We start from the raw sequence: 13,322 nt of genomic DNA on the forward strand, positions 1-13,322 counted from the left end.
CGGCGCAGCCAGCGCGACTGCACTACGGTTGACACCGAGCACGCCGACAGCGAACTGACCCGGGCTCTCGCCTCACCGCGAGGAGTCCTCGAAGCGAAGAACGGAGCGTGAAGTGACAGGTCGACTCGGTATCGACAATGTCCTTCCAGACACATCTACCGGGAAGTATCCCGCGAAAGCGGTGGTGGGCGAGGCTTTTCCGGTGTCGGCCGACGTGTGGCGCGAAGGCCATGACGCCGTTGCCGCGACGCTGGCCGTCCGTGGCCCTGGGCTGCGTACGCCGCTGCGGATCACCATGACGCCCGGGCGTGAACCCGATACGTTCGACGCGATCTTCACTCCTACTGCTCCCGGGTACTGGATCTGCAGGATCGAGGCGTGGAGCGACCCGGTCGCAACCTGGCGCCACGCGGTCGAGGCCAAACTCGGGGTCGGGCAGAGCGCCGCGGAACTCGCGAACGATCTCGAGATCGGCGCCCGGCTGTTCGAACGTGCTGCCGACGGTGTCCCCGCCGAGGATCGCGCTCTGTTGAAGGACGTCGTCGTCGCCCTGCGGGACACCGATCGCCAGTTGCCTGCTCGCGTGTCCCCGGCGTTCGCGTCCGCTGTCTCGGCGTTGCTGCACGAACATCCGCTGCGTGAACTGGTGACTCGGTCCAACGGCATCAACATCTGGGTCGATCGAGCGCGCGCGCTGAACGGCGCCTGGTACGAGTTCTTCCCGCGCTCGACGGGTGGATGGAACGACGACGGCAGCCCGCGTCACGGCACGTTCGCTACATCGACCGAGCAGCTCCCCCGCGTCGCCCGGATGGGCTTCGACGTGGTGTACCTGCCCCCGATCCATCCGATCGGAACGATCAACCGCAAGGGCCCGAACAACACTCTGACCCCGGGGCCGGACGACGTGGGCTCGCCGTGGGCGATCGGCTCGAAGGACGGCGGACACGACGCCATCCACCCGGAGCTGGGCACGGAAGCCGATTTTCGAGCCTTCGTCGACGCCGCCCATGCGCTCGATCTGGAGGTCGCGCTGGATCTGGCTCTCCAGGCCGCTCCCGATCATCCGTGGGCGCAGAACCACCCGGAGTGGTTCACCGTTCTTCCCGACGGCACCATTGCGTACGCGGAGAATCCCCCGAAGAAGTACCAGGACATCTATCCGGTCAACTTCGACAACGACCGACGAGGAATCTACGACGAGGTCCTTCGGGTCGTTCGATACTGGGTGTCGTTGGGCGTCAAGATCTTCCGGGTCGACAACCCGCACACCAAGCCACCGGACTTCTGGGAATGGCTGATCGCGGAGGTCAAGAAGACGCACCCCGAGGTCCTCTTTCTGGCCGAGGCCTTCACCCGTCCCGCACGTATGTACGGGTTGGCGATGCGCGGGTTCACGCAGTCCTACACGTATTTCACGTGGCGAACAGCCAAGTGGGAGCTCACCGAATTCGCCGAGGAGCATGCTCGTCGGGCCGACGATGCGCGTCCCAACCTGTTCGTCAACACCCCGGACATCCTGCACGAGAGTCTGCAGCACGGCGGTCCCGGAGTGTTCGCGCTGCGCGCTGCTCTGGCCGCGACGATGTCTCCGACGTGGGGCGTGTACTCGGGATACGAACTGTACGAACATCAGGCGGTACGGCCGGGAAGCGAGGAATACCTCGACTCCGAGAAGTATCAGCTTCGTCCACGCGACTTCGAAGGCGCGTTGGCGCGCGGAGAGTCCCTGGAACCGTGGCTCGCCACGCTCAACTCCATCCGACGCGCACATCCCGCTCTACAGCAGCTGCGCAACATCCACTTCCACAACGTGGACAACGACGCACTCATCGCGTACTCGAAGTTCGATCCGGGCACCGGGGATTCGGTGCTCGTGGTGATCAATCTCGACCCGTTCGGATCGGAGGAGGGCACGATCTGGCTGGACATGCCGCAGATCGGGCTCGACTGGCACGACACGCTGACGGTCACCGACGAGGTGACCGGTCAGCAGTTCCATTGGGGTCAGGCCAATTTCGTGAAGTTGGAGCCGTGGAAGGCAGTCGCGCACATCCTTGCGCTTCCGCCCATTCCGTATCCGGCGCGTCTCGACTTGGCCTACCGCGGCAACCGGAAGTGAGTCGAACACCTTGAGCGAGAACCAGAGCACCACCGACACGGCAGCACCCAGCGCCAACGACCTGGAGTTGTTGGCGCAGGGCACGCACTACAACCCACACTCGGTGCTCGGAGCGCACCCCGCACCGGGCGGGACCGCGATCCGCGCTCTGAAGCCGAACGCGGATTCCGTCGTCGCGCGAATCGGTGGTACCGACTACCCGCTGACACACGTCGCGCACGGCGTGTTCTCGGGCCTGGTCCCGTTCGAGGATCTGATGGACTACCGGCTGGTCACGACGTGGCCGGGCGGGCATGTCTCGGTGGCCGCCGACGGCTATCGGTTCCTGCCGACCCTGGGCGAACTGGATCTGCATCTGTTCGGCGAGGGACGGCACGAAAGGCTCTGGGACATCCTGGGAGCCCATCGACAGAACTACACCACTCCCGACGGCGACGTCAGTGGTGTGTCGTTCGCGGTCTGGGCGCCTGCTGCGTCCGGAGTCACCGTCATCGGCGACTTCGACGGCTGGAGCGGTCGCAGCTTCCCGATGCGCGCTCTCGGGTCCACCGGCGTCTGGGAACTGTTCGTCCCGGACCTGCAGCCGGGTGCGATCTACAAGTACCGCATCCACGGCTCGGACGGAGTCACCCGGGACAAGGCCGACCCGATGGCGTTCGCCACCGAGATTCCGCCTGCCACCGCGTCGGTCGTCTCCAGTTCCGAGTTCGAGTGGACCGACGACGCCTGGCTCGACACCCGTGCAGGCATCGAGCCCACCGCGGCACCGATGAGTGTCTACGAGGTGCACCTGGCGTCGTGGCGTCAGGGCCTCGGTTATCGCGAAGTCGCGCATCAGCTCGCGGACTACGTCATCGAGACCGGCTTCACGCACGTCGAACTGCTTCCCGTGGCGGAACATCCGTTCGGTGGGTCGTGGGGTTACCAGGTCACGTCCTACTACGCTCCGACATCCCGTTTCGGCAGCCCCGACGATTTTCGCTACTTCGTCGATCACCTGCACGAGCGAGGCATCGGCGTCATCGTCGACTGGGTGCCCGCGCATTTCCCCAAGGACGAATGGGCGCTGGCCCGGTTCGACGGTGGCCCGTTGTACGAGCACGGCGATCCCAAGCGCGGCGAGCAGCTCGACTGGGGCACATTGGTTTTCGATTTCGGCCGACGCGAGGTCCGCAACTTCCTCGTCGCGAACGCCTTGTTCTGGCTCGACGAGTTCCACATCGACGGACTCCGCGTGGACGCCGTCGCGTCGATGCTCTACCTGGACTACTCACGCCCCGAGGGCGGGTGGACCCCCAACATTCACGGTGGCCGCGAGAACCTCGAAGCGGTCTCGTTCCTGCAGGAGATGAACGCGACCGTACACAAGAAGTTCCAGGGAGTCGTGACCGTCGCCGAGGAGTCGACGGCCTGGCCGGGCGTCACTCGTCCGACGAATGTCGGCGGCTTGGGCTTCAACATGAAGTGGAACATGGGGTGGATGCACGACACGCTCGGTTTCCTGGGGCGTGATCCGATCCACCGGACGTACCACCACCACGAGATCACGTTCTCGCTCGTGTATGCGTGGAGCGAGAACTACCTGCTGCCGATCAGTCACGACGAAGTGGTGCACGGCAAGGGTACGTTGTGGACGCGTATGCCCGGCGACGATCACGCGAAGGCGGCCGGTCTGCGCGGAATGCTGGCCTACATGTGGGCGCACCCGGGCAAGCAACTGCTGTTCATGGGTCAGGAATTCGGCCAGATTCGCGAATGGTCGGAAGAACGTGGACTCGACTGGTTCCACCTCGACGACGACGGTCTCCACCGCGGAGTCCTCAACCTGGTCACCGACCTGAACGCGACGTATCGGCAGCACTCGGCGCTGTGGACCTTGGACACCTCCCCCAGCGGCTACTCCTGGATCGACGCCAACGACACCGAGAACAATGTCCTGAGTTTTCTGCGTTACGGATCCGACGGGTCTGTGGTGGCGTGCATCTTCAACTTCTCAGGAGTCGTACGCGGCGACTATCGTGTCGGACTACCGGAACTGGGACGTTGGAGCGAGATCCTCAACACGGATGCCACCTCGTACGGCGGAAGCGGTGTCGGCAATCTCGGAGAAGTGACGGCAACTTCGCACTCATGGCATGGCCGACCCGCGTCCGCGCAGGTCGCGCTCCCCGCCAACGGAGCGATCTGGATCAAACTGGAGCGATAGATGAGTCGCGGTCGTACCCGACGCACACTGTGGATGACCGCACTGATCGCAGCGTCGGCTCTGCTCGCGTCGTGCGCGCAGAGCGTCGACGGCCGCGCCGTGTCGATCTACGACAACCCGTTCACCGTGGCGGGTCTGCCTGTCACCGACGGTCCCAGTGGTCCGCGCCCCGGCATGACTAACTCCACTCTGCAGGTGACGGGCTCGGAGGGTACCGACTCGGATGTCATCGCGACCAACGCGATCGAGGACATCCAGCGGTACTGGACGCAGACGTATCCCGACTTGTTCAAGACGCAGTTCACTCCGGTGTCGGAGCTGATCTCGTGGGATGCGAGCGAGGAGGAAGGTCAGGGAGCACGTTTCTGTGGTTTCCGGACCGGCGGTATCCCCAACGCTGCGTATTGCATGAAGGACGACACGATCGGCTGGGACCGAACAATTCTGTTGCCTGCACTGATCGACGCCTTCGGCCCCATGGCAGTGGTCATGGTCATCGCTCACGAGTACGGCCATTCGATTCAGCATCAGTCCGGTCTGGTCGGAGAGGACACTCCGACCATCGTGGCCGAGCAGCAGGCCGACTGTTTCGCAGGCGCATTCATCCGGCATGTCGCCGAGGACGAGTCGCCGCACTTCACCATCAACACGTCCGACGGGCTGAACGGCGTGCTCGCCGCGACGGTCGCGGTGCGTGACGTCGACCCCAACGACCCGGATTCGGTGCACGGTTCGGCGTTCGAGCGAGTCACCGCTGTACAGCTCGGTTTCACCGATGGCGCGTCTGCATGCGTAGCCATCGACGAGGCGGAGATCGATTCGCGCCGAGCGGATCTCCCACAGAAATTCTCCGACGCCGACGACGACGGTGAACTGCCGGTGACCGAGGAAACGCTGCAAGCCTTCGTGCGGTCCTTCGAAAGCCTTCTTGCACTTCCGAATCCCCCGACGGTGTCCTACGACGGCACCGACACCGGCTGCCCGGAAGGAACGTCGACCGAGCCGGTGTCGTACTGCGCATCGAGCAACACCATCGGTGTGGACGTTCCAGCGCTCGCCGAGCTCGGAACCGCCGAGCGGCCACGGCGCGGTGACGTCATCCCTCTGAACGTCTCCGGCGATTACAGCGCCTATGTGCTGTTCGCATCCCGCTACACGCTCGCGGTCCAGAACGCGGCAGGACAGCCGCTCGACAACCCCCAGACCGCGCTGCGCTCGGCATGCCTGTCCGGAGTGATCACCGCCGGGTTGAGTTCGGAGAACCCGGAGGCCACCGACCTCGAAGTGTGGCTGTCCCCCGGCGACCTCGACGAGGCCGTGTCCGGTCTCCTCAGTGACGGATTGACGGCAAGCGACATCAACGGCGTCACCCTCCCGAGCGGCTTCTCGCGTGTCGACGCGTTCCGCTCGGGAGTTCTGGGCGGCCAGGACACCTGCAACGCCCGCTACCGCTGAGGCCGAACAACCCGGTCAGTACAGCCCGGTCAGTACAGCGCGGACGCGAGCTTCCTGCGCGCCGCGACAACAACAGGGTCGGCGGCGTCGAACAGTTCGAACAGCTCGAGCAACCGGGTCCGCAACTGCGTTCTCTCGTCACCCGCAGTGCGCTTGACGCCGTCGATGAGACGGCCGAACGCTGCCTCTGGATTCTGCTGCGACAGTTCGACGTCGGCAGCTTCGATCCGTGCCGCGACATCGGCAGGGTCGGCGTCGGCCTTCGCCACAGCATCGGCGTCGACGTTCTGCACCCGCGCCAGGAACTTGACCTGCCGCAGCGCAGCTTTGGCGTCGGCGTTCGCAGGCTCGGCAGCGATGATGTCCTCGTACGCCGCGATGGCCTTGTCGAAGTCGCCCTCGTCGAGGGCCTCTTCGGCCGCCACGAGCCTCGGGTCTTCCGGCTCCGGCTCGTCTTCGATCGGCTCTGCTCCAGGAGGCCCCGTGAGCTTTCCGGCCGTGGCCTGTTCGATCGCCTCGATCCACTTCCGAAGCTGATCCTCCGGCTGCGATCCCTGGAAGTCAGCGAGGGGCTGTCCACCCGCGACAGCAACGACGGTGGGGATCGCCTGCACACCGAACGCCTGCGCGATCTGCGGGTTGGTATCCACGTCGACGCGTGCATGGATCCACCGGCCGCCGGCCTCCAGAGCCAGCTGTCCGAGCAGACGAGTGAGCGAAACAGACTGCGGCGACCGGGCAGAACCCAGATCGACGACGACCGGCACCTGAGACGATCGGCGTAGAACCTCGTCTTCGAAAGTGGCGGTCGTCACGTCGACGATCGGAGGCAAACCGCCTTCGGCGACCTCACCAGCCGCCGCAGGTGGCGGCGCCGGACGGTCTTTCAGGGCGGACAGATCCACTGCACCGGCGATGGATGCCGGAACAGCTGCTGGCGGACGGGCTGACGAGCGAGAACCGGGACGAGTCACGCTCTACAGTTTGTCATCTCATCCGCCCGCCCACTACCGGGAAGGTCGTCGCTCCCGCCCGGGTCATTCCGCAGGCTCCACTCCACTCCTGCCCAATCCGGGTCATTCCGCAGGCTCCACTCCACTCCTGCCCAATCCGGGTCATTCCGCAGGCTCCACTCCCGCCCAACCCGGGTCATTCCGCAGGCTCCACTCCCGCCCAACCCGGGTCATTCCGCAGGCTCCACTCCTACGCGACGGTCGAGCCCTTACCGAGACCGACGCCCGGTCCACTGAGCTCAGCGAGCTTTCCTGTCCGCGCTGCCCAGATTTCGAAGACGACCGTGCCGAACGGCGGCACGCTGGCGACTGCGGCGAGAAGTGTCGTGACGACGTTCCAGCGCAGCTTCACCGCCGTGACGACCGTGACGACCAGGTAGAGGACGAAAACAGCGCCATGAATCGGTCCGAAGATCTTGACGCCGATCTCGTTGCCGTCGGCCGGGATGTACTTGAACGCCATTCCGATGAGCAGACCGAGCCACGTGAGGGCCTCCAGGACTGCGACGAAACGGAAGCGCTTGGCGGTCGTGCTCAGGTCGAAGAAGTTCACCATGGAAGACCATTGTGCCCGAACTACTACGACACAGCGTAGTGGCTCTGATCTCACCCGTAGGTCTTGACCAGAGCCACCATGCTGTGGGCTTACTTTCTCTTTACTTCTTCGGCACCCGAATGATCAGCGCGTCGCCTTGTCCGCCTCCGCCGCACAGTGCAGCTGCGCCGACACCACCGCCGCGGCGCTGCAGTTCCAGCGCGAGGTGCAGAGCGATACGCGCACCGGACATCCCAAGAGGATGCCCGATGGAGATAGCACCACCGTTGACGTTGACCTTGCTCTCGTCCACACCCAGTTCACGCGTCGAGGCGATACCGACCGCAGCGAACGCCTCGTTGATCTCGATCAGATCCAAAGCCTTCGGATCGATCCCTTCCTTCGCGCACGCTTTCACGATCGCCCGCGCCGGCTGCGACTGCAACGACGAATCCGGCCCGGCAACGACACCGTGTGCACCGATCTCCGCGATCCACTCCAGCCCCAAGCTTTCGGCCTTGGCCTTGCTCATCACGATCACCGCGGCGGCACCGTCGTTGATCGTCGAGGCATTACCCGCGGTGATGGTGCCGCTCTTGGAGAACGCCGGCCGCAGCTTGGCCAGGGTGTCGGTGGTGGTGTCGGCACGGATGCCCTCGTCCTGGGAGAACACGATCGGATCGCCCTTGCGCTGCGGGATCTGCACCGGCACGACCTCGTCGTCGAACACACCGTTCTTCCACGCCGTCGCCGCACGCTGATGCGACGCCGCCGCGAACGCGTCCTGCTCCTCACGGGTGGACGCGACCGCACCCTCGTTACGCGATTCGGTGAGCCCGCCCATCGCCTGATCGGTGAAGATGTCGTACAAGCCGTCGTAGGCGAGGTGATCCTTCATCGTCACATCGCCGTACTTGAACCCCGCACGCGACTTCTCGAGCATGTGCGGTGCTTGGGTCATCGATTCCTGACCACCGGCGACGACGACCTCGAATTCCCCCGCCCGGATCAGCTGATCGGCCAACGCGATCGCATCGACACCCGACAGACACACCTTGTTGATCGTCAACGCCGGAACATCCATCGGAATCCCCGCCGCGACCGCAGCCTGCCGTGCCGGGATCTGACCCGCACCCGCGGTCAGAACCTGCCCCATGATGACGTACTCGACAAGCTCGGGAGCCACCCCCGACTTGTCCAACGCGCCCTTGATCGCGATCCCGCCGAGATCCGAACCCGAGAAATCCTTCAGTGCTCCGGACAACCGACCAACCGGGGTCCTGGCCCCGGCGACGATGACGGACGTGGTCACGATGTTCCTCCAACCGTATGCGACGAAGTTAGTCGCCATTTACTTTGACAGCCCCGGTGAGCGTTGCCAAGCAACCACCGCTAACGTCGACTCTATGACTACCGACACTCGACCGTCCAAGGGACTCCCTCTTCCATCAGACCTCGTCACGGCGATCGACCACGTCGGTATTGCCGTCCCCGATCTCGATGTAGCCATCGCCTGGTACGCCGAGCATCTCGGCATGGTCTCGACCCACGAAGAGGTCAACGAAAGCCAGGGAGTTCGCGAGGCGATGTTGTCCTTCCCCGGCGCCTCGGACGGGTCGACGGCGTTGCAGCTCCTCGCGCCGCTCGACGAGAACTCGACGATCGCCAAGTTCATCGATCGCAACGGGCCGGGCTTGCAGCAGCTCGCATATCGCGTCACGGACATCGGCCGGATCTCGACGGAGTTGCGGGCGCGCGGCGTTCGACTGCTCTACGACGAGCCCCGCCGAGGCACTGCGGACTCGAAAATCAACTTCGTTCATCCCAAAGATGCGGGCGGAGTCCTCATCGAACTCGTAGAACCGACCAAAAGTCCGATCCATTGACCCATCGTCTGGCTCTCTACCCTACGCACCGGTAAATTGACCGCCATGGCCACAGAGCAAGAGCGCACCGGTGTGCAACTTCCCTTCTCCCTCGTCCGAAAGGGATTCGACCGCGACGAAGTCACGAACTATTTCGAAAGGTTCGACGCCGAACTGCGGCTGACGACCGCTGATCGTGATGCCGCGGCTGCACAGGCCCGCGACCTGGCCAAGCAACTCGACGACGCCCGAGACGAGATCGACGAACTCCGCAAGGACATCGATCGCCTGTCGGTACCGCCGACCACCGCAGAAGGCATGAGCGACCGTATCTCTCGCATGCTCCGCCTCGCTTCGGACGAGGCATCGGAGGTCAGGGCAAAGGCACACGCCGAGGCCGAGGAAATGGTCTCGGTCGCCGAGCAGGAGAGCGCTCGTCTCCGCGGCCGTCACGAGTCGCTCGTAGCCGAGCTGGAAGAACGTCGGTCCGCGCTCGAGACCGAGCACGAGCAGACGATGGCTCAGGCCCGGACGGAGGCGGCGCGAGTCGTCGAAGCCGCACAGGCCGAGCGTGACCAGCTCGCTGCGGAGTCCGAGGCCAAGCGCGCCAAGGTGCAGGAGGACTTCGAGATCACGATGGCGGACCGCCGCACGAAGATCCTCGCTGCACTGGAGGATCTCGAAAGCTCGAGCAAGGCCGATGCGGCGCACCGCATCGAGGAGGCAACGACGGAAGCCACCCGTCGACTCCAGGCCGCTACCGAGCAGAGCGAACGTCGCATTGCACATTCGAAGGAACTCGCCGAGGAACTTCGGGTCCTCCGAAGCCGAGTTCTGGCTCAGCTCTTGGGCATTCGCGGACAACTCGATTCGGTTCCCGCGATGCTGGCGTCCGTCAACCGCGAGAGCGAACTACTGGACTCCCCCGAGGCGATCGCACTCGGCAAGGACGACGAGTCGTCCGACAAGGCCGACGACAAGGACAAGGCCGAAGCGTCTTCCTGACGGATGAATGCGGCGCTGGTTACGACCAGCGCCGCGTCAGGCCGCGGGTCGCCCTCCCCGACCAGCAGCCGGAATGCCAGTGCCGACGATTGTCCGGGCCCCCGAGCTCGGCCGCCGGCCACGCCACGATATGCGACACCCCAGGTCTGATCTCGTGATCGCAGCCCGGGCATCGGTAGGTCTTCGTCGCCCGGTTTCCGGGGACGGTGCGAGTCGTGAACTCCTCGTCGGACCACCCCGACGGACCACTCTCGATCCGGGCGCCACCCATCAGCGAATCGGGACGCGAATCACGCGAACCGTTGGTTCTACGGCTCGCTTTCCTGTCGTGATTACGCCGAGGCACGGTCTCGATTGTAGAAGAAGCCGTCAGAACAGCCGAAACTCCGTGCTCTCGGTTCCACGAAGAACGTCGTAGTCGAGGGTCAGGCAACGGATTCCGCGGTCCGTCGCCAACGTCCGTGCCTGCGGTTTGATGACTTGAGCGGCGAAAACTCCACTGACCGGCGCCAGCACCGGATCCCGGTTCAACAGCTCGAGATAGCGGGTGAGCTGTTCGACGCCGTCGATCTCACCCCGGCGCTTGATCTCCACCGCGACCGTCCCGCCGTCGGCGTTGCGGCACAGCAGATCCACTGGCCCGATGGCCGTCATGTACTCGCGGCGAACCAACGTGTAACCCTCACCGAGAGTCTCCACGTGTTCCGCCAACAGCTCCTGCAGATGCGACTCGACGCCATCCTTGACGAGACCGGGGTCCACGCCGAGCTCATGGCTCGAATCGAGTTCGACGTCCTCGATCGTGATGCGCAGTTCCTCGCCGGCCTTGTTGGTCACGACCCATTTGATGGTGTCGTCCTCGGTGGATTCGACAGTCCAGCACGGTGGACTCATCCAGTTCAACGGCTTGTACGCTCGATCGTCGGCGTGAATACTGACCGACCCGTCGGACTTGACGAGAAGTAGCCTCCTAGCAGGAGGAAGATGAGCGGTAAGACGGCCGACGTAGTCCACTTGGCACCGAGCAATTACGAGACGCACTTGCCCACCCTAAGCCAAACCGACCGCTAGTCTGTGACCACCATGCCGCAATTCAGACGATCCGCCGCACCGCTCGGATCACGCCTACTCGGCGACACGTCCGAGTCCCCCAGACGTCGACGTGTCCGCGTCCAGATACTGCTCACGATCTTCCTGCTGGGGTCCAATCTCATCGGTGCCGTCATCGTGGGTGCACTGGTGAGTGTTGTGGTGCCGGGGCCCGATGTGCTGGTTCCCAAGTACTGGTGGGTCAATTACATCGTCATTCCGGTCTACGTCGGCTTGGCGTTCATCGTCGGTGTTCTCTGGGGTACTACACGTGCCGTCCGGGCGTTGAGGTGGGCGATCGAGGACCGTAAGCCGACGCGCAAGGAGCAGGTCAACACGCTGTCCATGCCGTGGCAGCTCACCCGCGTTCAGATCCTGTTGTGGACAGTTGGGCTCGTCCTGATCACGACGATCGACGGCATCATCGATCCCCAGTCGATCCCCAAGGTGGCGTTCACGATCGGTGCCGGTGGAACCGTCGTCTGCGCGTTCAGCTATCTGCTGAGCGAGTTCGCGCTGCGCCCGGCAGCAGCACGCGCGCTCGAGGCCGGCGATCCACGACGCATTCGAATCGCGGGTGTGATGGGGCGGTCGATTCTGTCCTGGATCCTCGGGACCGGAGTACCCGTCGCCGGGCTCATGATCATTGCAATCTTCAGCTTCATCAGGCCGTACCAGACGAACGCGGACAAGATGGCCGTCGCGATTCTGGCGCTCGGAGGTATCACACTCGTCTTCGGTTTCTTCCTGACTCTCCTGGGTGGTTTCGCCACTACCGCACCCATCAGCAATGTGAGATCGGGAATGGCGGAGCTCGAGCGAGGCAACTCGGACGTGCACCTTGCCGTGTACGACGGCACCGAGCTCGGCGAACTCCAGAGCGGCTTCAATCGCATGGCCGACGGCATCCGCGAACGAGAGAAGATCCGTGATCTCTTCGGTCGCCACGTCGGACACGAGGTGGCCGAAGCGGCACTGAGCAAGAACCCCGAACTCGGTGGCGAAGAACGAGACATTGCGGTCTTCTTCATCGACCTGGTCGGTTCGACGGAAATCGCATCGACGCGTCCGCCCGCCGAAGTCGTCGCACTTCTCAACCGATTCTTCGCCGTGGTGGTCGACGAGGTCGACGAGCACGGCGGCTTCATCAACAAATTCGAAGGTGACGCCGCCCTCGCCATCTTCGGAGCTCCGGGCGATATGGAAGACCACTGCGGCGCTGCCCTTGCGGCCGCACGGAAGATCAGTACACGGCTTCGCGACGAGGTACCCGAGTGCAGTGCAGCCGTCGGCGTCGCCTCCGGACGCGCAGTCGCCGGCAACGTCGGTGCGAAGTCACGCTTCGAATACACCGTCATCGGCGATCCGGTCAACGAAGCCGCCCGCCTGTCGGACCTGGCCAAGAACGCCCCCGGCGCCATCCTTGCCTCGAAGATCACGGTGGAGGGCGCATCCAATCCCGAAAGCTCATGCTGGGAATTCGGAGACAGCGTCACCCTCCGCGGCCGATCCGCAGAAACCGTCCTCGCCTCCCCCACCGCCTGACGTCCCGCCCCGGGTACATGGGGCAGGGGCAAACCCATGCCAATCAACGGGTGCGCGGGTCAGTCCTCGCGCAAACGCTCGCCGTTGTGTCAGGTGCACGCCGTAGTGCTGGCACCTGGCCGTGCGTCTGTGTTTCTGGCCTGGCGGACGGGGTGGTGGATTCACCCTCGTGTTGTGCGTGTGGGGGTGGTGTCAGCGCACATTCGGGGGGTGTTTTCGTGGGTGTGCTCGACCGGTTATCGGTGCGGATGCTCGCCGTTGTGTCAGGTGCACGGCGTAGTGCCAGCACGGGGGTGAGCGTCCGGCACGTGGGCGACCGGTGTCTGAGGGGGTGTGCGGTGGGGTGTGTTTTTGGTTCGGGTATGCAGAACACCCCCGGGGACCGTGTGGTTCCCGGGGGTGTGCTGTGAAAGTGTGTTCGGCGGTGTCCTACTCTCCCACACCCTGTCGGGTGCAGTACCATCGGCGCTGGAGGGCTTAGCTTCCG

11 protein-coding genes are annotated in these 13,322 nt (G+C 64.3%); 6 read left to right on the top strand and 5 right to left on the bottom strand.

The window, feature by feature from the left end:
* The first annotated feature begins 112 nt into the window (after positions 1–112).
* From CH290_RS15720 to CH290_RS15730, 3 genes are read left to right on the top strand one after another with little or no spacing between them, the layout of a single operon-like run.
* The gene (locus CH290_RS15720; RefSeq protein WP_033190373.1) at positions 113–2,122 is read left to right on the top strand and encodes an alpha-1,4-glucan--maltose-1-phosphate maltosyltransferase; all 2,010 of its coding nucleotides are present in this window, start codon (positions 113–115) and stop codon (positions 2,120–2,122) included.
* A gap of 10 nt (positions 2,123–2,132) precedes the next feature.
* Positions 2,133–4,328 carry a 1,4-alpha-glucan branching protein GlgB gene (gene glgB, locus CH290_RS15725; protein ID WP_019664975.1) on the top strand — a complete coding sequence of 732 codons (2,196 nt, stop codon included), beginning with the start codon at positions 2,133–2,135 and terminating at the stop codon, positions 4,326–4,328.
* Positions 4,329–5,783 (top strand): neutral zinc metallopeptidase, encoded by a 1,455-nt coding sequence (locus tag CH290_RS15730; protein ID WP_020113335.1) that lies wholly within the window; start codon positions 4,329–4,331, stop codon positions 5,781–5,783.
* Between the two features lie 29 nt (positions 5,784–5,812).
* On the opposite strand, the gene CH290_RS15735 is transcribed toward CH290_RS15730, so the two are convergent.
* The 3 genes from CH290_RS15735 to CH290_RS15750 all read right to left on the bottom strand — a co-directional run bounded on the left by CH290_RS15735 (position 5,813) and on the right by CH290_RS15750 (position 8,643).
* Positions 5,813–6,757, bottom strand: a complete 945-nt coding sequence (locus tag CH290_RS15735) for a tetratricopeptide repeat protein (protein ID WP_230593890.1) — start codon at positions 6,755–6,757, stop codon at positions 5,813–5,815.
* Positions 6,758–6,986: 229 nt separating this feature from the next.
* The gene (locus CH290_RS15745; RefSeq protein ID WP_019664978.1) at positions 6,987–7,352 is read right to left on the bottom strand and encodes a DUF3817 domain-containing protein; all 366 of its coding nucleotides are present in this window, start codon (positions 7,350–7,352) and stop codon (positions 6,987–6,989) included.
* A 100-nt stretch (positions 7,353–7,452) separates the two neighbouring features.
* The gene (locus CH290_RS15750; protein ID WP_027499098.1) at positions 7,453–8,643 is read right to left on the bottom strand and encodes an acetyl-CoA C-acetyltransferase; all 1,191 of its coding nucleotides are present in this window, start codon (positions 8,641–8,643) and stop codon (positions 7,453–7,455) included.
* Between the two features lie 94 nt (positions 8,644–8,737).
* Here CH290_RS15750 and mce point away from each other — a divergent pair, with 94 nt between their 5' ends.
* Positions 8,738–9,217 carry a methylmalonyl-CoA epimerase gene (gene mce / locus CH290_RS15755; RefSeq protein WP_019664980.1) on the top strand — a complete coding sequence of 160 codons (480 nt, stop codon included), beginning with the start codon at positions 8,738–8,740 and terminating at the stop codon, positions 9,215–9,217.
* Positions 9,218–9,262: 45 nt separating this feature from the next.
* Entirely contained in the window at positions 9,263–10,201 is a 939-nt protein-coding gene (locus CH290_RS15760) for a coiled-coil domain-containing protein (RefSeq protein WP_019664981.1), read from the top strand.
* A 19-nt stretch (positions 10,202–10,220) separates the two neighbouring features.
* On the opposite strand, the gene CH290_RS15765 is transcribed toward CH290_RS15760, so the two are convergent.
* Complete coding sequence (locus tag CH290_RS15765) at positions 10,221–10,547, bottom strand: Rv1322 family protein (RefSeq protein WP_080733893.1); 327 nt, start codon at positions 10,545–10,547, stop codon at positions 10,221–10,223.
* A 23-nt stretch (positions 10,548–10,570) separates the two neighbouring features.
* Entirely contained in the window at positions 10,571–11,242 is a 672-nt protein-coding gene (gene nucS / locus CH290_RS15770) for an endonuclease NucS (protein WP_027499099.1), read from the bottom strand.
* 42 nt (positions 11,243–11,284) lie between these two features.
* On the opposite strand from nucS, the gene CH290_RS15775 reads away from it, so the two are divergent.
* Positions 11,285–12,835 (top strand): adenylate/guanylate cyclase domain-containing protein, encoded by a 1,551-nt coding sequence (locus tag CH290_RS15775; RefSeq protein WP_027499100.1) that lies wholly within the window; start codon positions 11,285–11,287, stop codon positions 12,833–12,835.
* Positions 12,836–13,322 lie beyond the last annotated feature (487 nt).

Origin of the sequence: Rhodococcus sp. 06-156-4, from assembly GCF_002259345.1 — a bacterium.
Taxonomy (GTDB): Bacteria; Actinomycetota; Actinomycetes; order Mycobacteriales; family Mycobacteriaceae; genus Rhodococcoides; species Rhodococcoides fascians_E.